Source organism: Paraburkholderia sp. BL9I2N2 (assembly GCF_004339745.1).
Taxonomy (GTDB): Bacteria; Pseudomonadota; Gammaproteobacteria; order Burkholderiales; family Burkholderiaceae; genus Paraburkholderia.
Genome location: NZ_SMGP01000002.1, coordinates 1,323,436 through 1,342,088, shown reverse-complemented (window position 1 = coordinate 1,342,088; position 18,653 = coordinate 1,323,436). Strand labels below are relative to the sequence as shown.

The following is an 18,653-nucleotide window of genomic DNA, read 5'->3' as shown; positions in this document are numbered from 1 at the left end:
CCGCGCCACGCGGCATGACATCGAGACGACGCTCCATGAAATCCTGCTTGCCTCCCGATCCCCATCCCGTTCGACCCGCTCAGCACCTTCCGGCCGGCGCGTGCGACGCGCACTGCCACGTGTTCGGCCCCGCCGATCGATTTCCCTATGCGCCGGACCGCAGCTATACGCCGCCCGACGCCCCGTTCGAGCGCCTCGTCGCGCTGCATGATTTTCTCGGCGCGAGCCGCGGCGTGATCGTGCAGGCGAGCTGCCACGGCACCGACAATACGGCGATGCTGGACGCCATTGCGCGCGGCAATGGACGCTATCGCGGCGTCGCGATCGTCGACGGCGACGTGACTGACCAACAATTGGCCGATCTCGACGCGCGCGGCGTGCGCGGCGTGCGCTTCAACTTCGTCGCGCATCTGGGCGGCGCGCCCGATCTCGACGTATTCGACCGGGTGCTCGAGCGTATCGAGGGCCTTGGCTGGCACGTCGTGCTGCATCTGGATGCGCAGGACATCCTGCAATACGTCGAGCGGATCGCGCGCATCAAGGTGCCGTTCGTGATCGATCACATGGGCCGCGTACGCGCCGAAGCCGGCGTCGATCAGCAACCGTTCCGCCAGCTTCTGGAACTGATGCGCAATCCGCTCGCATGGGTCAAAGTGTGCGGCGCCGAGCGCGTGTCCGCGGGCCGCCGTCCGTTCGACGATGCGATTCCGTTCGCGCACGCGCTGATCGAAGCGGCCCCCGACCGCGTGCTGTGGGGTACCGACTGGCCGCATCCGAACATCAGCAAGGACATGCCGAACGACGGCGAACTGGTCGATCTGCTGTTCCGCTTCTGTCCGGACGCGGCGCTGCGCGAACAATTGCTCGTCACGAACCCGGCACGGCTTTACGGATTCTGAGCGATCGGTTCGCTTGACCCGCTGCCCTCACGTTTGAACTGCCACATCCAGAATGGCAGCCAGGCGGAAGTCCGGCAATGACCGGCTTTCCGCCCACCATTCCAATCAGGAGACAACCATGATCGATATGCATTGCCACCCGGCCCTTGCGGCTCATCTGCGAGCGGCGTCATGAACGATAGCGCCGTCATGACATCGCCCGCGCGCAGCGCGAAGAAGCCTTTCTATCGCGCGCTGTATTTTCACGTGCTACTCGCAATCTTTCTCGGCGTGCTGCTGGGTCATTTCGCACCGTCGCTCGCCGTGCAGATGAAGCCGCTCGGCGACGCATTCATCAAGCTGGTCAAGATGGTGATCGGCCCGATCATCTTCTGCACGGTCGTCACCGGCATTGCGGGCATGGGCGATATCAAGAAAGTCGGGCGCGTGGGCGGCAAGGCGCTGCTGTACTTCGAAGTCGTATCGACGCTGTCGCTCGTGATCGGCCTCGTGGCCGGACATCTGTTTCGTCCCGGCAGCGGCTTCAATCTGAATCCCGCGACGATCGATACCAAGGCGCTCGCCGGATACACGACTGCCGCGCACGAACAGAATACGGTCGACTTTCTGATGCATATCATTCCCGACACCGTGTTCAGCGCATTCTCGAGCGGCAATGTGCTGCAGATTCTGCTTGTCTCCGTGCTGTTCGGCGCCGCGCTCGCGGCTACGGGCGAATACGGCCGGCCGCTGGTTCGCATGATCGACCGGTTTGCGCAGACGTTCTTCGGCATCGTTCATATCATCATGAAGGTCGCGGCGATCGGCGCGTTCGGATCGATCGCGTTCACGATCGGCACCTATGGCATTGGCGCGGTCGTGCCTTTGCTCAAGCTGATCGGCGCGTTCTACGTGACACTCGCCTTCTTCGTGCTGGTGGTGCTCGGCGTGATTTCGCGCTTGCTCGGTTTCAGCATCTTGCGTTTTCTGAGCTATATCCGCGAGGAAATCCTGATCGTGCTCGGCACGAGTTCGTCCGAGGCCGCGTTGCCGCAGATGCTCGAAAAACTCGAACGGCTCGGCTGTTCGAAGTCGGTGGTGGGTCTCGTGATTCCGGCCGGCTATTCGTTCAATCTCGACGGCACCAACATCTATCTGACGATGGCCGTGTTGTTCATCGCGCAGGCATTCAACATCGAGCTCAGCCTGACGCAGGAACTCACGCTCGTGGGCGTGGCGATGCTCACGTCGAAAGGCGCGAGCGGCGTGGCCGGCGCGGCCTTCGTGATGCTGACCTCGACGCTGCTGGTCTTCCCGATCATCCCGGTGTCGGGGATGGTTCTGATCCTCGGCATTCACCGCTTCATGGGAACGGGGCTCGCAATCGCCAACACCATCGGCAACGGTGTCGCCACGCTGGTGGTTTCGGCATGGGAGCACGAGCTCGACCGCTCGAAACTGAGCGCCGAAATGTCGCGCCGCTACACCGAATGACCGGTTAGCCGCAAACAAAATCCCTCGTGTGTTTCGCTGTCTGCGTGCGCTACTCGCGCACGCAGCGGGAGGCGTTCGCGCGAAAAAAACAAACTGGTTTGGAGGCGAAAGCAAGATGTCAGTGAATAAAAAAGGATTGCTCGGGCGAGCGGATTTCAACGCTGCGTGCGTGGCAACGGCATTGTTCGCGGCAGGCGGTGTCGGTGTCGCGCACGCAGACGATTCATCGGCGACAGCGGGTGCAGCGGCGACTCCATCGTCTTCCGTTCAGCTATATGGACTCATCGGCATGTATATCGACAGTTCAAAACTGAGCACGACGCGTGCGAGCACGGTGCAGCTAGGCGGCGGAGGGATGACGACATCGTTCTGGGGCATGCGCGGTCGCGAAGACCTCGGTGGCGGCAATGCGGTGATCTTCGTTCTCGAGAGTTTTTTCAGACCGAACACCGGGCAGATGGGACGCAACACCACGGATGGTTTGTTTTCGCGCAATGCCTATGTCGGCCTGACTGGCGCCTATGGCTCGTTCAAAGTGGGGGAGCAGACCAATCCGACGTATTACAACCAGCAACTCGTCAACCCGTTCGGTTCGTCCGTGGTGTTTTCGCCGTTGATCGTGCAGTCGTACACCGCGAGCTACAACAATACGCAGATCGGCGACACGGTCTGGCAAAACGCCGTCGAGTACGTTTCGCCCAACTACGGCGGTCTCACGGGCACCGTGATCTACGGCGTGAGCAGCACCACGGGTCAACAGGGGAAGGACAACATCGGTTTGCATCTGACCTATGCGAACGGGCCGCTCACGGCGGTGTTCTCGGCGCAGCGCGTACGAACGGCGGCGGTCGCGCCGTCGAGCGGTCAATATCTCTATCTCGCAGGCGCTGCGTACGATGCAAAGCTCGTCAAGCTCTACGGGGCCGCGCAGATGACAAGCAACAACGACGTCGAGACCGGCTCACATACGTATGAGCTGGGGGTTTCCGTACCGTTGACTCCGTCGAACCTGATCCTTGCCGAATGGGCGCGCACGAAACACAGCGCGCCGTCGAACCATAGCAACGTGCGCAATACGGGCTCCATTGCCTATGACCATATTTTGTCCAAGCGCACGTATGTGTATGCGGTGTATTCCTACGACAAGCTGACCGCCAATCCGTCCGGAAGTACATACGGTGTCGGCATGCAGCATACGTTTTGAAGCGAGGCGACTGCGCGGCCGAATAAGGCTCGTTAGCGAAGTCAGCGGCGCATGGCAGTTGAACTGAGCCATTGCGCTGGTAATTTACTTAGTTGTTCGGAGCTACGATGATCATCGATATTCATGGCCACTATACGACGGCGCCCAAGGCGCTGGAGCAGTGGCGCAACCGCCAGATCGCGGGCATCAACAATCCTTCGGAAATGCCCAGGGTCTCCGAGTTGCAGATCAGCGACGATGAGTTGCGCGAATCGATCGAGAGCAACCAGTTGCGGTTGATGCGCGAGCGCGGGCTCGACCTCACCATCTTCAGTCCGCGCGCGAGTTTCATGGCGCATCACATCGGCGATTTTCAGGTTTCCAGTACGTGGGCAGCGATCTGCAACGAGTTGTGCTTCCGTGTGAGCCAGCTGTTCCCCGATCATTTCATCCCGGCCGCGATGCTTCCGCAAAGCCCCGGCGTGGATGTCGCCACCTGCATTCCCGAACTCGTCAAATGCGTCGAGCAGTTCGGCAACGTGGCGATCAATCTCAACCCGGATCCATCGGGCGGTCACTGGACCAGCCCGCCGCTGTCCGATCGCTACTGGTACCCGATCTACGAGAAGATGGTCGAATACGACATTCCCGCGATGGTCCACGTGAGCACGAGCTGCAATGCGTGCTTCCACACGACCGGTGCGCATTACCTGAACGCCGACACGACCGCGTTCATGCAGTGCCTCACGTCTGACCTGTTCCGCGATTTCCCCACGCTGCGGTTCGTGATTCCGCACGGCGGCGGCGCGGTGCCCTATCACTGGGGACGCTTTCGCGGACTCGCGCAGGAACTGAAGAAGCCCTTGCTGAAAGACCAACTGCTCAACAACGTGTTCTTCGACACCTGTGTGTATCACCAGCCGGGCATAGACCTGCTCACGCGCGTGATACCGGTGGACAACATCCTGTTTGCGAGCGAGATGATCGGCGCCGTGCGCGGCATCGATCCGGAGACGGGTAACTATTTCGACGACACGAAACGCTACATCGAGGCCGCGCATATCGATGCGGACGAGCGCTACAGGATCTACGAAGGTAATGCACGCCGCGTCTATCCGCGCCTCGATGCGGCATTGAAGACGAAGGGACATTGATCATGTATGAACTAGGTGTGGTGTATCGCAACATCCAGCGGGCAGATGGCGACGTCGCCGCGAAGCTCGGGGCGCTCGGAACCGCCACCGTGCACGAGGCAATGGGTCGTGTCGGTCTGCTGAAGCCATATATGCGCCCGATCCATGCCGGCGCGCGCGCCCACGGCACGGCCGTCACGGTGCTGCTGCAACCGGGCGACAACTGGATGCTGCACGTCGCGGCGGAACAGATCCAGCCGGGCGATATCGTCATCGCCGGTGTCACGGCGGACTGCACGGACGGTTATTTCGGCGACCTGCTGGCGACGAGCTTCAAGGCGCGCGGCGCGCAGGGTTTGATCATCGACGCCGGTGTACGCGACGTGAGCGTGCTGACGGAGATGAAATTCCCGGTGTGGAGCAAGGCGATCTCGGCCAAAGGGACGGTCAAGGCGACGCTCGGTTCGGTGAACATTCCGGTGGTATGCGCCGGGGCGCTGGTGAATCCGGGCGATGTCGTCGTCGCGGATGAAGACGGCGTGGTGGTGGTCCCCGCTGCGTCGGCGCGGAAGATGCTCGACAAGGCGGCGGCGCGCGAAGCCAACGAAGGCGAGAAGCGTGCGAAGCTGGCTTCGGGTGTGCTCGGCCTCGATATGTACAGCATGCGCGAGCCGCTAAAACAGGCTGGGCTGCGTTACATCGATTGAGAGGCAGAGAAACCATGAGTGAGCAGCTCACCTGCATCTCGTCGATGGCCACACGCCAGGTGCTCGCCGAGTTGGTCGAAGAATGTGAACGGGTATCGGGGCGGCGGGTGGCCGTCGAGTCGGTCGGCGGCGTGGCCGCGGCCCAGCGCGTCCAGCAAGGCGAGTCGTTCGATATCGTCGTGCTCGCGGCCGACGCGATCGAGCGGCTTGCAGCAGCCGGCCGGATCGAGCCGGCCAGTCGGGTCGATCTAGCTCGTTCGGGCGTCGCAATCGCAGTGGCAGCCGGCGCACCGCGGCCCGATGTCGGCACTGAAGCCGCGCTGCGAGAAACGATTCTGGCGGCGCGCAGTATCGGCTATTCAACGGGCCCGAGCGGTTCGCACCTGAGCCGTTTGTTCGAGCGCTGGGGCATTGCGGAAACGATCGCGCCGCGCGTCGTGCAGGCACCGCCCGGCGTGCCGGTGGGTACGCTCGTCGCACGCGGGGAAGTCGAGCTGGGTTTTCAGCAGTTGAGCGAGTTAATGCACCTGCCGGGAATCGATGTCATCGGCTCGTTGCCTCACGAAGTCCAGATCGTCACGGTCTTTGCGGCTGCCATATGCACCGCATCCAGACAGAGAGATGCCGCTAAGACAGTGCTCTCGTTTCTGGCATCCTCTGAGGCACGCTTCGCCAAGCTTCGTCACGGCATGGAGCCGGCATGAAAGGGGTAACCAACACCATCCGACGGCCCTCGGATGTCAGGCCGCGCGAGGAGTCGCCAATGCCGCCGCGACACGCTCGCGCAACGTCGGCAAAACGCTCGCGTCGAACCACGGATTGCGTTTGAACCAGGCAATGTTGCGCGGCGACGGGTGCGGCAGCGGCATGACCTGTGGGCCGAATTCGCGCCACCGGACGAGCGTGTCCGTCAAGGTCGGCCCAAACGCCTTGCCCAGTCCGAATCGCTGCGCGTATTGCCCGACCAGCAGCGTGAGCTGGACCGACGACATGTGCCCGAGCAACTCCTTGTGCCAGCGCTCGGCACACTCGGGCCGTGGCGGCAAATCTCCGCTCGGGCCCCGGCCCGGAAAACAGAAGCCGATGGGCACGACGGCGAATTTCGAACCGTCGTAGAACGTGGTGTCGTCGACGCCGAGCCACGTGCGCAACCGCGCACCGCTCGCGTCGCTCCATGGAACGCCGGACGCATGCACCCGCGCGCCCGGCGCCTGGCCGATGATCAGAATGCGCGCCTGCTCGGATGCCGCCAGCACCGGCCGCGGGGCGTGCGGCAGCACGGACGAGCAGAGTGTGCAGGCGCGAATCTCGCGCAGCAGGATATCGAGCGATGTGGGTTTCGTAGAGACAGTCATGCAGTCGGGCAGTACAGCTGACGGGCAGCCGAGTCGTGTGCCGGCTCAGGTCGTGGTTTGAGCCGGATAGATCAACGTGCCGTCGGGTTGAGGTTGCGCGCCCGGTGTCATCGTCGCAATGGTTGTGTGACGCGCGTCCATGATGTGCAGCACGGTTTCGTCGTGCAGCAGCAGGTAGTCCGTAATGATACGCCTGTGGCAGCGCCACCAGACCGCCTCCGCGCACATGATCGCGCAGCGGTGCCGATGGCCGAGCGCGAGAAGCTGCGTCAGACCCGCGCGGAAAACGTCGCTCATCGCATAGTCCGCATAATTGCGGAACGCTGGATGGGTCCAGTACGCATTGAGCGACGGCGCTTCGTCTTTGCGCCTGCTGCGGCGTCCACCCAGTTCGGCAAGATGCACGTAATCGATGTGCTCCGGCGCGAGTGCATCCGGTAGCGTATCTCGATTGAACTGTGGATTGGTTCGCGAGCGCGGAATGCTGCGCACATCGATCAGCGTCGCGATCTCCGCCTCTCTCAGCAGACCCACGAATTCGGGCAGTGGACGGTTGGAATGACCAATCGTGAAAAAAGGGCGGCTCATCGATACCTCTCCGAAACCGTGGCGTCCATTTTGTGATGTGTACAGCCTGGGTTTCTAAAGGTCAACCATCCGCCGCGCTCGGAGGTTTTGCAATCCGCGGCGGCAAAGCCTGCCCGACAGGCATGAAGACGAGATGAACGATAATATGGCATTCCAGTCCGCGTGCCTCGGCGTATCGAGTACGCGGCACAGCCATCGTCCATTTCTCTTTTGCCGCCCATGTCAGACCTCAGAATCGACCGCAATGCCAAGACACTGCGCGAACTCACGCTGGACAAGCTACGCGGCGCGATAGTGCAAGGGTATTTCCGGCCAGGCGCGCGGCTCGTCGAACGCACGCTGTGCGACGAACTCGGGGTGAGCCGCACCGTCGTGCGCGAAGTGCTGCGACATCTGGAGACGGAAGGGCTGGTCGAGATCGTCGCGCGGCAAGGGCCGATCGTTGCGCGGCTCGACCCTGAACAGGTGGGCGAAATCTACGAGCTGCGCGGGTTGCTCGAAGCCAATGCCGCGCGCGCGTGCGCCGAGCAATCGACGCCCGAACTCGTTCGGCAGTTGCGAGAGATTCGCGCGGTGATCGAAGACGCGTTCGCGAAGCAGGACCTGCCGCGCGTGCTCGACTACACGGAGCGTTTCTACGAAGCGATGTTCGAGGGCGCGCAAAAGCGCGTATCGCTCGCTGTCGTCAAAACGCTGAACGCGCGCATCAACCGCTTGCGCGCGCTGACCATTGCCACGCCGGGGCGCGGCGGCGAGTCCAATCGCGAGATGAACAAGCTGCTCGACGCGATCGAGCGGCGTGACGGCGACGCGGCGTCGGCCGCGTCGGCCGCGCACATCAAGCGGACCGCCGAACTGGCGCTGAGCACGCTCGCGCAGCCAGGCGAGCCCACGGGCGACGCCTGAGCCACATTCCACGCCGTTCACACCAAGGCCCGCCAATCGGCGGGCCTTTTGCTTTGCAGATTCCGCCGGCAAAGCGTTCTCCCCTGACAAATCCCGCGTAGGCATGTTGCGCCGCACAAGCGAACGCGCTTGTCCCTCCATTGCCGAAAACATGCCTGAAGCTCAATGCGCGAATCAACCGTTTGCGCGCGATGACAATCGCCTCCGACGACCGCGGCCGCCAGGCCGTGGAGGATGAACCGCATTCTCGATGCGATCCGCGCCCGCGACGCGCAGCGAGCGCGCGATGCGGCCACCGCTCATGTGGCCCGGGTCGCTGATATTGCGGCGGAATTACTGCAGCAGGCGGTTGGCGAGGCGTCGGTTTGATGGATGACCTCAGTGCCCGTGCCGCTCTTCGACCGCGACCGCCGTCTGTTTCGATTGCCGGCTCAGCATCAGCGTGACGACGGCGGACACGGCCAGCGTGGCGCCCACTACGTACAGGCCCGCTGAGTATCCCCCCGTCACGTTCTTGAGCCAGCCGATCACGAACGGACCCACAAAGCCGCCCAGATTGCCGACCGAGTTGATCATCGCGATTCCCGCGGCCGCGCCGGCGCCTGACAGGAACATGCTGGGCATCGCCCACAACGGCGCCTTGGCCGCACTGATGCCGATGTTCACGATCACGAGCGCCAGAATGATCATCAGCGCCGTCGTCGCACCACCGGCGAAGACGAAGCCGAGGCATGCGACGACGCACGGAATGACGACGTGCCACGTGCGCTCTTCGGTACGATCCGAGTGTTTCGCCCACAGGATCATGGCCACCACCGCGAGGACACTCGGCACGCCGGCTAGCAGACCGGTTTCGAACGACCCGAAGCCATACTGGCGAATGATCAATGGCGCCCACAAGCCGAGCGTATACAGTCCCGCCGAGGTGCCGAAGTAGATGAGTGCGAGCGCTAGCACACGCGGGTCGCGCAGGGCGCTCAGCGCGCCGGCGGTGTGGCCCGCATGGGACTGCTTCGCCTCCGCTTCCATCTTCATCTTCGCGATCAGCCATTCGCGTTCTTCCGGTTGAAGCCATTGCGCTTTCGCCGGTGTGTCCGTCAGATACTTCAACACGAAGAAGCCGAGAATGATCGCGGGCACCGCTTCGAGGATGTAGAGCATCTGCCAGTCGGCAAGTCCGGCGATCGGAGGCAGCTTCATGATCGCGCCGGACAGCGGCGAGCCGATTGCGGTGGAGATCGGCGCGGCCGCCATGAACCATGCCGCCGCGACCGCGCGTTGCCGCGACGGGAACCACAGGCTCAGATACAGGATGATGCCGGGGAAGAAGCCCGCTTCGGCGATGCCCAGAATAAAGCGCAGCGCGTAGAAGCTGTTCGGCCCGACCACGAACGCCGACGCGAACGAGACGATCCCCCACGACACCATCACGCGGGCAATCCAGCGGCGCGCGCCGACCCTGTGAAGAATCAGGTTCGACGGCACTTCGAACAGGAAGTAGCCGATGAAGAACAAGCCGCCGCCGAGACCGAACGCGGTCGGCGAAAGGCCGATGGCCTTGTTCATCGAGAGCGCGGCGAAACCCACGTTGACGCGGTCGAGAAAGCTCACGAAATACAGCAGCATCACAAACGGGATGATCCGCAGCATGAGCTTGCGGGAAACCCGGCTTTCGAGTTCGGAAATCATTGTCTCCTCCTGGGAGGTATCGAGCAGTGCTCTATTCAGAAACGGAGTGGGAGTGCGGTGCGCGCCGCGGCCGTCGAGTGCGGCTCTTGTCTTGTCCGGCGCGTCTACACGTTCAAAACGTGGTGGGCTAAAGTCACATGCGATGCCTCAGGGAATCTGCGCGATGCGCAGCAGGTTGGTGGTGCCTGGCGTGCCGAACGGCATGCCGGCCGAGATGACGATCGTTTGTCCCGGTCCGCCGAACCCTTCGGTGCGCACGGTCTCGCAGGCAAGGTCGCTCACTTCGAGTGCGTCGACGACCTCCTTGCACAGCACGGGATGGACGCCCCACACCAGCGCGAGGCGGCGCGCCGTGCCCTGTTGCGGCGTCATGCCGACGATCGGCGCGCAGGGCCGTTCGCGCGCCATGCGCAGCGCGGAATAGCCTGAACTCGTGTAGGCAACGGTTGCGACCGCGTCGAGCAATCCGGTGACGTGCCGCATCGCGTAGCCGATCGCGTCCGACGTATTCGCGCGGGGTGCCGCGTGCGATGCCGCGATGACTTCGCGGTAGTACGGATCGCGTTCGGTCTGCGAGATGATCGAGTCCATCATTCGCACGGCTTCCACGGGGTATTTGCCGCTTGCCGATTCCGCTGACAGCATCACGGCGTCGGCGCCGTCGTAGATGGCGGTGGCGACATCCGACGCTTCGGCGCGCGTCGGCACCGGCGCGGCGACCATCGATTCGAGCATCTGCGTCGCCACGATGACGGGCTTGCCCGCCTTGCGGCATGCGCGGACGATGCGCTTCTGGATCGCCGGCACCTGTTCGGCCGGCATCTCGACGCCGAGATCGCCACGCGCGACCATCACGGCATCCGCTTCCTCGACGATCGCGTCGAGGCTCTGGATCGCCGCCGGCTTTTCGAGCTTCGCCACGATGCCGACGCGAGCGCCGACGATTTTGCGAACCTCGATGATGTCTTCGACGCGTTGCACGAAAGAGAGCGCGAGCCAGTCGATGCCCAGCGTCATGCCGAACTCGAGATCGCGCTGGTCCTTTTCCGTCATCGCGGACAGCGGCAAGACGACGTCCGGAACGTTGACGCCCTTGCGCTCGGACAGTGGACCGCCCACGACGACCGTCGTTTCGGCGAAATCGGGACCGCAGCGTTCGACCCGCAACTGGACCCGGCCATCGTCGAGCAGCAGATTCGTGTGTGGCTTGAGCGCCGCGAAGATTTCCGGATGCGGCAGCGAGACACGGGTGTTGCCGCCGGGCGTTTGCGCGTCGAGATCGAGTCGAAACGCGGCGCCTTTCTCCAGCACGATCGGGCCGTTCGCGAATGTGCCGATCCGCAGCTTCGGACCTTGCAGGTCGAGCAGTACGCCGACCGGGCGGCCCGCGTCCTTTTCTATCGAGCGGATGATGTTCAGACGTCGTTGGTGATCGTCATGTGTGCCGTGGCTGAAGTTCAGTCGAAACACATCGGCCCCCGCGTTGAACAGCGCTTCGATGGTGTCGCGACTGGTGCTCGCCGGCCCCAGCGTCGCGACGATTTTGGCATTACGGTTGCGGCGCATCTTTATCGACTCCCTGAAAGATCGCCGTGCTGAGCGGCAATGAAAATGGCGCGAAAATCGTTGACGTTGGTCAGCGTCGGCCCGGTGATGACCGAGTCGCCCAGTGCCTGGAAAAAGCCGTGCGCGTCGTTGTTTTCGAGTCGCTCGGCGGGACGGATGCCGCGCTCGCGCGCCCGCTTCAACGTGTCCGGCCGCAGCAGTGCGCCGGCGATTTCTTCCTGGCCGTCCACGCCGTCGGTGTCGCCCGCGATGGCGAACACGCCGGGCTCGCCATTCAGCGCGACGCCGAGCGACAGCAGGAATTCGACATTACGGCCGCCGCGGCCGTCGCCGCGAATCGTGACGGTCGTTTCGCCGCCGGAGAGGAGAATGCAGGGCGCCTGGAAGGGCTGGCCGCGGCGGCTCACCTGTCTGGCAATGCCGGCCATGACCGCGCCGACGTCGCGGGCTTCGCCTTCGATGGCGTCGCTGAGAATGTGGACGTCGATGCCGGCTGCGCGCGACTGGCTCGCCGCGGCTTCGAGCGCGAGTTGGGGCGTCGCGATCAGATGCGTCTCGATGCAGGGCAGATGTGGATCGTCAGGCTTCAGCGTTTCCGTACTGCCGTTTTCGAGCAATGCGATTGCCGCGGGCGACGCGCAGATCTCATAGCGCCGCAAGACCGCGAGCGCATCCGCGCACGTCGTCGTGTCGGGTACGGTCGGGCCGGAGGCGATGTCGCTGGCGGCGTCGGCGGGCACGTCTGAGATGATCAGGTTGACCACGCGCGCCGGATGGCAGGCCGCCGCGAGCCGGCCGCCCTTGATCGCCGAGAGATGCCGGCGCACGCAATTCATTTCGGAAATCGTCGCACCGCTCGCGAGCAGTGCCTGGTTGATTTCCTGTTTGTCCTGCAGCGTCAGGCCTTCGGCGGGAAGCGGGAGCAGGGCGGAGCCGCCGCCTGAGATCAGGCAGATGACGAGGTCGTCGGCGGTCAGGTCCGAGACGAGTTCCAGCATGCGTGTGGCCGCCGCGAGGCCGTTCTCGTCCGGCACGGGATGCGCGGCCTCGACGATTTCGATGTGTTCGCACGGCACCGCGTATCCGTAGCGTGTGACGACGAGACCTTCGAGGCGGCCGGTCCAGTGATCTTCGACCGCTCTTGCCATCGCCGCCGACGCCTTGCCCGCGCCCACGACGATCGTGCGGCCGCGCGGCGCCTCGGGAAGGAAATCGGGAACACGCAGCGCGGGTTGTGCCGTTGCTATCGCGGCGTCGAACATGTCCTGCAGCAGGCGGTCGACGTCGAGTTCGCTGGTGGCATCGCGGCTGGCCGGCTGCTTGAGTTGGGCGGCGGTTTTCATTTGCGTGCTCGCACAGAAAGGGACCGCCCTTGCTTGAAGGAAGTGGACATGGTGTCGGATACCTCGTATTTGCCGTGCGCGGGACGAGCCGGGTCACGGCCGCCGAGTGGCGGGCCGTGCAGACCAGGCTCCAGCGGAGCCGCTGATGAGGCTTAGGCCGCGTTCGCTGCGGGCGCTGCGGCTTTCTCGATGAACGCGCAAACAGCGGCCGTCACTTGCGCCGTGGTTGCCGTGCCGCCGAGGTCGCGGGTGTGAAGGGAGGTGTCCGCAGTTACCGCTTCGACGGCTTGCATCACGCGCTTTGCCGCGTCGGCTTCGCCCAGGTGTTCGAGCAGCATGACGACCGACCAGAAGGTGCCGACCGGATTGGCGAGTCCCTTGCCCATGATGTCGAATGCGGAACCGTGGATCGGCTCGAACATCGACGGAAAGCGGTGTTCCGGATCGATGTTGCCCGTCGGCGCGATGCCCAGGCTGCCGGCGAGAGCGGCGGCGAGGTCGCTGAGAATGTCGGCGTGCAGATTGGTGGCGACGATCGTGTCGAGACTCGCGGGGCGATTGATCATGCGCGCGGTCGATGCATCCACCAGTTCCTTGTCCCATGTGACGTCCGGGAACTCCTTCGAGACTTCGAGTGCGATCTCGTCCCACATCACCATCGCATGACGCTGGGCGTTGCTCTTCGTGATCACGGTCAGCAGTTTGCGCGGACGGGATTGCGCGAGACGGAACGCGAATCGCATGATCCGCTCGACACCGGCGCGCGTCAGGATCGACACGTCGGTCGCGGCTTCGATCGGATGGCCCTGATGGACTCGGCCGCCCACGCCGGAATATTCGCCTTCCGAGTTTTCGCGGACGATGACCCAGTTCAGGTCTTCCGGCTTGCAACGCTTCAGCGGCCCGTCGATGCCCGGCAGGATGCGGGTCGGACGGACGTTCGCGTACTGGTCGAAGCCCTGGCAGATCTTCAGACGCAGACCCCACAGCGTGATGTGATCGGCAATGTCCGGATCGCCGGCCGAGCCGAACAGGATCGCGTCCTTGTCGCGGATGGCGTCGAGCCCGTCGGCCGGCATCATGACGCCGTGCTCGCGATAGTAGTCGCCGCCCCAGTCGAAGTTTTCGAATTCGAATGCGAACGACCGGGTCGTCTTTGCGAGTGCTTCGAGAACTTGCGCGCCGGCCGGTACGACTTCCTTGCCGATGCCGTCGCCGGGGATGGTTGCGATGCGATAGGTCTTCATGTCTCCGTCCTTCATGTGTTGGGGTGTGAGCGAACTTTACCTATCTCCGGACGCAAAAACCGGTGCTAAACTCAAAGCATCTTTAACTTTGATTCACAAGTGAAAGCCATGCGCGACACCGTCGAACCGTCTGATCTGAGTTTCTTTTCGACGCTCGCCGCATCCGGTAGCCTGAGCGCCGCCGCGCGGGAGCTGGGTTTGACGGCAGCGGCCGTCAGCAAGCATTTGACGCAGATGGAGAGCCGCGCCGGCGTTCCGCTCGTCAACCGGACCACGCGGCGAATGATGCTTACGCCGGAGGGCGAGCTGTACCTCGAACACGCGCGCCGGATTCTCGACGAGATCGATGAACTGGCCGAGTTGCTGGGGGCCGCGAAGCAAAGCCCGAAGGGATTGCTGCGCGTGAACGCGACGCTCGGCTTTGGGCGCAGCCATGTCGCGCCTGCGATCTCGCGCTTTGTCGCGAAGTATCCGCAGGTATCGGTTCAGCTTCAGTTGTCGGTCACGCCTCCGCCGCTGACCGACGATACGTTCGACGTCTGCATCCGCTTCGGCGAGCCGCCCGATACGCGGGTGGTCGCGCGCCGGTTGGCGACGAACCGGCGCTTGCTGTGCGCCGCGCCTTCGTACCTCGCGTCACATGGGGTGCCGGTGACCGCGCACGACCTGACGCGGCACAACTGCATCGGCATCCGCCAGGGTGACGAAGCCTACGGCGTGTGGCGTCTGACTTCGGGCAGGGGCGCGTCGCGTAAAACGGAGGCCGTGCGTATCAACGGGTCGCTGACCACGAACGATGGCGAGATCGCGGTGAAGTGGGCGCTCGAAGGGCACGGCATCTTGATGCGGGCCGAGTGGGACATCAAGCAGTACCTCGCCGATGGTTCGCTGGTTCAGGTATTGCCCGAGCATGACACGCCGAACGCCGATATTTTTGCCGTCTATTCGCAGCGGCACCAGATGTCCAATCGGATTCGCGCGTTCGTCGATTTTGTCGCGCAAGATCTTAGGAGCGAGGCGGGCGCGTTGTAGTCTTGTTGGGGGGACGAGATTCGATCGCCTTTCGCATTGAGGTGCAATTTACTCGGAGGCACTCGTCAACCCTGTCGCGCGCGTTTTGCGGATGCCGCTATTGCCGCTTCCTCCAGTTCCGATGATCGGCTGAAAGGCGACCGGGGCATGGGCACGCCATCTACAAAAGCGCGTGCACAGCGCACGGCGAACTCATATGCGCAGTTCCGGCTTGCGAACTGACCCAGGTCACCCGATGAGGCAGATTCACCGTCTTCTTTCAGAATGCAGGCCCGAGCTACGAATGGCCTTCCATGCTGATTCGAGGACTTCAGCGTGCTATGCCAAAAGCACGTCCTTTACCGTGGCGTCGCGTCGAGCCGAACGATCCAGCCTTCGGTCTCCCTGTTCTCCGCCGGATAACGCGTCAATACCGCCGGGTCGTGGCCAGGCACGACGTGCTGCGCGGAATCCGCCAGTTCGTGCACGCGGCGGTAGCCTTCGATCATGTCGCCGACGTTGTACACAGCCGGGAATGGGCGGCTCTGTTCCATGTTCGCGTAAAGATGCGAGGCGTCGGACGCGAGCACGACCCAGCCGCGCTCCGTGTGCACACGCACGACCTGCAGACCGTCGGTATGACCGCCGACCCGATGCACGCTCAAGCCCGGCGCAAGGTTCGATGCCCCGTCGTGAAACGCCACGCGACCGTCGAAAACGCGGCCGACCATCGACTTCACATCTTCGGGATTGAACGGATGATTCAGTGCGCCGTGGCACATGCAGCGACCCGTGCAGTACGCCATTTCGCGATCCTGCACGTGATAGCGCGCTTTCGGAAATAGCGAGCGGTTGCCCGCGTGATCGTAGTGCATGTGCGTGACGATCACGTCTTCGACCGTCTCCGGCCGGATGCCGATTGCGCCGAGGCCCTCTTCGACGGAATGTGTGATGATGCGCCCGCGCTGCGCACCCACTTCGGCGTCGAATCCGGTATCGACGAGGAAGGTGCGGCTTTCGCCGACCACCGCCCACACGAAATAGTCGAGCGGCATGTTGACATCGTGCGGGTCGCCGCCGATGAAATTGTCGCGCGCGGGCCGGTCGTGATGCGCGTACTTGATCGCGAAGATCTTGTAGTTTTCGGGCGTGGCTGTCATGACTGCAGTCTCCTGTCCTCAACGTATGAGAGCGCTATCATAACAAGCTGATGGCGACTCGTGTTGTGTTGTTGCGGGCACGAGTTGGGCGATATCCGGTGTCGCCGGACACCGCCAAAGCGTGCGGAACGCCGCCTGGCATACGCTACAATTCGCCATCGAACTGAAGAGCTGGATGGGCGAGTGAAAAAGCGTGTGGCGGCCGTCGACGACGGCAAGATAGGGACGGCCGGCAGGCCGGCAGCCGGAGGGAGGACAGCGTCGAAAACCGGCGCAAGCATGGGCAAGACTCGTCCGGGCGGCCACGCCGTTCGCATGATCGACGTCGCGAGAGCAGCCAATGTGTCCTTGATGACCGTGTCGCGCGCGCTCAAGGAACCCGCACTGTTGTCGGAGGAAACCCGCAAGCTGGTGCTCGATACGGTGCGCCGGGTCGGCTACGTTCCGAATCACATCGCGTCGAACCTCGCATCGGCTCGTTCGAATGTGGTCGGCCAGATTGTGCCGAGCATCCAGAACTCTCTGTATTCCCATAGCATCAAAGGTTGCGCGGACGTCCTTCGCACAGCAGGCGTGCAACTTCTGCTGGCCGACAGCGGCTATTCGCTCGAAGATGAAGAGGCACTGATCGACGCGTTTCTTGCGCAGCGCGTGTGCGGCCTCGTGTTGCACAACACCGTTCATACGCCGCGTGCCGCCCAGATGATCCGCGCCGCCGGCATACCTATCGTTGAAACGGGCGACCTGGCGCGTACGCCGATCGACATGGCGGTCAGCTATTCGAACTTCAACGCGGCGAAGGAGATGACCCTGTACCTGGCCGGACGTGGGTATAAGTCGATCGGCTTTGTCTGCCTGACTACCAAAAACAACATGCGCGCCCGCGAGCGTCTGAAGGGCTATCACGCCGCGCTCACCGCCCTTGGCCGCGAGCGCAACCCGGGCCTCGTGCGCGAAGTGGAGGGCGGTTTGACCTCTGGCGCGCATGCGATGGTCGACATGATGCAGCGTGCGCCCGAAGTAGACGCGATCTTCTTCGCCGGCGACGTACTTGCTGTCGGCGCGCTTTTCGAGGCGCAGCGGCGCAACTGGAAGGTGCCCGAGCGCATCGCCATCGCCGGATTCGACGATCTCGACATTCTGCGGCACACGGTGCCGCGGCTGACGTGTCTGAATCTGCCGCGTCTCGAGATCGGCCGACGTAGCGCCGAGGCGCTGCTGCAAAGAATGCGCAGCAATGAACCCGCCGTGCCGACGAAGCTCGATCTTGGATTCGAAATCATCCAGCGGGAAAGCACCTGAGGCAGCGGCTTTAAGACCGGGAAACAAGAAGGGGCGCATACTGCGCCCCTTTTTTGCGTCCGCCAATCTGATTTCCCTGTGAGCTGGACGCACGGCATGCCCAGCGTCCCGTATTGCGCCCCTCGGTCTTTTCAGTTAAGTTAGCGCTATCATTTATTTGGCCGCGAGCGCTTCGCACTTCGCCGCGGCCTTGCAACGGACGTGCTTGCTGACAAGGACAATACAAAATGAAAGGGAGAATCGCACTCGTAACGGGCTCGTCGCATGGGCTGGGTCTTGCGATGGCCAACGCGCTCGCGGCCGCTGGCTGTCGGGTCGTGCTGCATGGGATCGAAACGCTCGAACAGGTCGAGCCGATGCGTGCGGAATTCGAGCGGACGCAGGGTTACCGTGCCGACTATCTTCAGGCGGACCTTGGCGATGCACGAGCCGTCGAACGGATGATGTTCGAAACGATCGAGCGCGCCGGCCCAATCGATGTGCTGATTAACAATGCCGTGGTGCGCCACTTCGCGCCGATCGAAGCGTTCCCAGTCGACAAATGGGAGCAGGCGCTATCGGTCAATCTGAGCGCGGCCTTCCATGCAATCCGCCTCGCGCTGCCGGGCATGCGCGAGCGCGGCTGGGGCCGAATCTTCAATATGACGTCGGTGTATGGCATGCGCGGCACGGTGAATCGCGTGGACTACGTGACGACCAAATCCGCGCTGCTTGGTTTGACGCGCGCGGTCGCCGCGGAAACGATGGGGCAGGGCATTACCTGCAATGCCATCTGCCCGGGGGCGGTGCACACGCCGACGAGCGAAAATCGCATTCAGGCGCTGATGGAGAACGAGGGTCTGGATCGGGAAACTGCAATCGAACGCTTTCTGACGGGCAAGCAGCCGACCGGTCACTTCGTCCAGGCGTCGCATATCGCCGACCTGGTGGTGTTTCTATGCGGCGACGCAGCAGCGCAAATGACCGGTGCGATGCTGCCGGTCGAAGGCGGTTGGCTGGCAGTTTGACGTTCGTCAGGCGGTCACTGACGAGAGTGCCGCGAGGCCGACGCCACCCCCGGTATTCATGCGCTGCATCATGAACTCCACACT

General features: G+C 63.2%; 17 protein-coding genes and 1 pseudogene. 11 read left to right on the top strand and 7 right to left on the bottom strand.

Going from position 1 to position 18,653, the window contains the following annotated elements; all coding sequences use genetic code 11:
* Nucleotides 1-35 precede the first annotated feature (35 nt).
* From B0G74_RS27930 to B0G74_RS27905, 6 genes are all read left to right on the top strand, one after another.
* A complete protein-coding gene (locus B0G74_RS27930) occupies nucleotides 36-899 on the top strand; it encodes an amidohydrolase family protein (RefSeq protein ID WP_132378355.1) in 864 nt (287 codons plus the stop codon).
* Nucleotides 900-1,070: 171 nt separating this feature from the next.
* Nucleotides 1,071-2,372, top strand: coding sequence for a dicarboxylate/amino acid:cation symporter (locus tag B0G74_RS27925; RefSeq protein WP_132378353.1), 1,302 nt, complete (start codon nucleotides 1,071-1,073; stop codon nucleotides 2,370-2,372).
* A gap of 115 nt (nucleotides 2,373-2,487) precedes the next feature.
* A complete protein-coding gene (locus tag B0G74_RS27920) occupies nucleotides 2,488-3,576 on the top strand; it encodes a porin (RefSeq protein WP_132378351.1) in 1,089 nt (362 codons plus the stop codon).
* A 107-nt stretch (nucleotides 3,577-3,683) separates the two neighbouring features.
* Nucleotides 3,684-4,709, top strand: a complete 1,026-nt coding sequence (locus B0G74_RS27915) for an amidohydrolase family protein (RefSeq protein WP_132378349.1) — start codon at nucleotides 3,684-3,686, stop codon at nucleotides 4,707-4,709.
* A 2-nt stretch (nucleotides 4,710-4,711) separates the two neighbouring features.
* Nucleotides 4,712-5,395 carry a 4-carboxy-4-hydroxy-2-oxoadipate aldolase/oxaloacetate decarboxylase gene (ligK, locus tag B0G74_RS27910; RefSeq protein ID WP_132378347.1) on the top strand — a complete coding sequence of 228 codons (684 nt, stop codon included), beginning with the start codon at nucleotides 4,712-4,714 and terminating at the stop codon, nucleotides 5,393-5,395.
* A 14-nt stretch (nucleotides 5,396-5,409) separates the two neighbouring features.
* Nucleotides 5,410-6,099: a substrate-binding domain-containing protein gene (locus B0G74_RS27905; RefSeq protein ID WP_132378345.1), complete on the top strand. Its 690-nt coding sequence runs from the start codon at nucleotides 5,410-5,412 to the stop codon at nucleotides 6,097-6,099.
* A gap of 36 nt (nucleotides 6,100-6,135) precedes the next feature.
* On the opposite strand, the gene B0G74_RS27900 is transcribed toward B0G74_RS27905, so the two are convergent.
* Nucleotides 6,136-6,750, bottom strand: coding sequence for a uracil-DNA glycosylase family protein (locus B0G74_RS27900; RefSeq protein WP_132378343.1), 615 nt, complete (start codon nucleotides 6,748-6,750; stop codon nucleotides 6,136-6,138).
* Between the two features lie 45 nt (nucleotides 6,751-6,795).
* Nucleotides 6,796-7,338: a DUF488 domain-containing protein gene (locus B0G74_RS27895; protein WP_132378341.1), complete on the bottom strand. Its 543-nt coding sequence runs from the start codon at nucleotides 7,336-7,338 to the stop codon at nucleotides 6,796-6,798.
* A gap of 219 nt (nucleotides 7,339-7,557) precedes the next feature.
* Here B0G74_RS27895 and B0G74_RS27890 point away from each other — a divergent pair, with 219 nt between their 5' ends.
* Entirely contained in the window at nucleotides 7,558-8,244 is a 687-nt protein-coding gene (locus B0G74_RS27890) for a GntR family transcriptional regulator (protein ID WP_132378339.1), read from the top strand.
* A 161-nt stretch (nucleotides 8,245-8,405) separates the two neighbouring features.
* Nucleotides 8,406-8,613 (top strand): annotated as a pseudogene (locus B0G74_RS27885) (FCD domain-containing protein); the annotation flags it as partial.
* A 9-nt stretch (nucleotides 8,614-8,622) separates the two neighbouring features.
* Here B0G74_RS27885 and B0G74_RS27880 read toward each other — a convergent pair.
* The 4 genes from B0G74_RS27880 to B0G74_RS27865 form a co-directional block, all read right to left on the bottom strand.
* The gene (locus B0G74_RS27880; RefSeq protein ID WP_132378337.1) at nucleotides 8,623-9,933 is read right to left on the bottom strand and encodes an MFS transporter; all 1,311 of its coding nucleotides are present in this window, start codon (nucleotides 9,931-9,933) and stop codon (nucleotides 8,623-8,625) included.
* Nucleotides 9,934-10,080: 147 nt separating this feature from the next.
* Complete coding sequence (gene pyk / locus B0G74_RS27875; RefSeq protein WP_132378335.1) at nucleotides 10,081-11,499, bottom strand: pyruvate kinase; 1,419 nt, start codon at nucleotides 11,497-11,499, stop codon at nucleotides 10,081-10,083.
* A gap of 2 nt (nucleotides 11,500-11,501) precedes the next feature.
* Nucleotides 11,502-12,761, bottom strand: coding sequence for a glycerate kinase (locus tag B0G74_RS27870; RefSeq protein WP_243658372.1), 1,260 nt, complete (start codon nucleotides 12,759-12,761; stop codon nucleotides 11,502-11,504).
* Nucleotides 12,762-12,994: 233 nt separating this feature from the next.
* The gene (locus B0G74_RS27865; protein ID WP_132378330.1) at nucleotides 12,995-14,089 is read right to left on the bottom strand and encodes a tartrate dehydrogenase; all 1,095 of its coding nucleotides are present in this window, start codon (nucleotides 14,087-14,089) and stop codon (nucleotides 12,995-12,997) included.
* Between the two features lie 108 nt (nucleotides 14,090-14,197).
* On the opposite strand from B0G74_RS27865, the gene B0G74_RS27860 reads away from it, so the two are divergent.
* Complete coding sequence (locus tag B0G74_RS27860) at nucleotides 14,198-15,121, top strand: LysR substrate-binding domain-containing protein (RefSeq protein ID WP_132378328.1); 924 nt, start codon at nucleotides 14,198-14,200, stop codon at nucleotides 15,119-15,121.
* A 338-nt stretch (nucleotides 15,122-15,459) separates the two neighbouring features.
* Here the strand turns inward: B0G74_RS27860 and B0G74_RS27850 are convergent, their stop codons facing one another.
* On the bottom strand, nucleotides 15,460-16,260 hold the full coding sequence (locus tag B0G74_RS27850; protein WP_132378326.1) for an N-acyl homoserine lactonase family protein: 801 nt from the start codon (nucleotides 16,258-16,260) through the stop codon (nucleotides 15,460-15,462).
* A gap of 279 nt (nucleotides 16,261-16,539) precedes the next feature.
* Between B0G74_RS27850 and B0G74_RS27845 the strand changes: the two genes are divergently transcribed.
* Both B0G74_RS27845 and B0G74_RS27840 read left to right on the top strand, forming a co-directional pair.
* Nucleotides 16,540-17,562 carry a LacI family DNA-binding transcriptional regulator gene (locus tag B0G74_RS27845; RefSeq protein WP_243658319.1) on the top strand — a complete coding sequence of 341 codons (1,023 nt, stop codon included), beginning with the start codon at nucleotides 16,540-16,542 and terminating at the stop codon, nucleotides 17,560-17,562.
* 227 nt (nucleotides 17,563-17,789) lie between these two features.
* Nucleotides 17,790-18,569, top strand: a complete 780-nt coding sequence (locus tag B0G74_RS27840) for an SDR family NAD(P)-dependent oxidoreductase (RefSeq protein ID WP_132378322.1) — start codon at nucleotides 17,790-17,792, stop codon at nucleotides 18,567-18,569.
* Nucleotides 18,570-18,653: the final 84 nt, after the last annotated feature.

Bases quoted from the DNA above. Each gene is read 5' to 3' on its own strand.
- B0G74_RS27860 (WP_132378328.1), top strand. From the start codon at position 14,198: ATGCGCGACACCGTCGAACCGTCTGATCTGAGTTTCTTTTCGACGCTC.
- B0G74_RS27925 (WP_132378353.1), top strand. From the start codon at position 1,071: ATGAACGATAGCGCCGTCATGACATCGCCCGCGCGCAGCGCGAAGAAG.
- B0G74_RS27905 (WP_132378345.1), top strand. From the start codon at position 5,410: ATGAGTGAGCAGCTCACCTGCATCTCGTCGATGGCCACACGCCAGGTG.
- B0G74_RS27840 (WP_132378322.1), top strand. From the start codon at position 17,790: ATGAAAGGGAGAATCGCACTCGTAACGGGCTCGTCGCATGGGCTGGGT.
- B0G74_RS27845 (WP_243658319.1), top strand. From the start codon at position 16,540: ATGGGCAAGACTCGTCCGGGCGGCCACGCCGTTCGCATGATCGACGTC.
- ligK (WP_132378347.1), top strand. From the start codon at position 4,712: ATGTATGAACTAGGTGTGGTGTATCGCAACATCCAGCGGGCAGATGGC.
- B0G74_RS27850 (WP_132378326.1), bottom strand. From the start codon at position 16,260: ATGACAGCCACGCCCGAAAACTACAAGATCTTCGCGATCAAGTACGCG.
- B0G74_RS27895 (WP_132378341.1), bottom strand. From the start codon at position 7,338: ATGAGCCGCCCTTTTTTCACGATTGGTCATTCCAACCGTCCACTGCCC.
- B0G74_RS27890 (WP_132378339.1), top strand. From the start codon at position 7,558: ATGTCAGACCTCAGAATCGACCGCAATGCCAAGACACTGCGCGAACTC.
- B0G74_RS27915 (WP_132378349.1), top strand. From the start codon at position 3,684: ATGATCATCGATATTCATGGCCACTATACGACGGCGCCCAAGGCGCTG.
- B0G74_RS27865 (WP_132378330.1), bottom strand. From the start codon at position 14,089: ATGAAGACCTATCGCATCGCAACCATCCCCGGCGACGGCATCGGCAAG.
- B0G74_RS27880 (WP_132378337.1), bottom strand. From the start codon at position 9,933: ATGATTTCCGAACTCGAAAGCCGGGTTTCCCGCAAGCTCATGCTGCGG.
- B0G74_RS27870 (WP_243658372.1), bottom strand. From the start codon at position 12,761: ATGTTCGACGCCGCGATAGCAACGGCACAACCCGCGCTGCGTGTTCCC.
- pyk (WP_132378335.1), bottom strand. From the start codon at position 11,499: ATGCGCCGCAACCGTAATGCCAAAATCGTCGCGACGCTGGGGCCGGCG.
- B0G74_RS27900 (WP_132378343.1), bottom strand. From the start codon at position 6,750: ATGACTGTCTCTACGAAACCCACATCGCTCGATATCCTGCTGCGCGAG.
- B0G74_RS27920 (WP_132378351.1), top strand. From the start codon at position 2,488: ATGTCAGTGAATAAAAAAGGATTGCTCGGGCGAGCGGATTTCAACGCT.
- B0G74_RS27930 (WP_132378355.1), top strand. From the start codon at position 36: ATGAAATCCTGCTTGCCTCCCGATCCCCATCCCGTTCGACCCGCTCAG.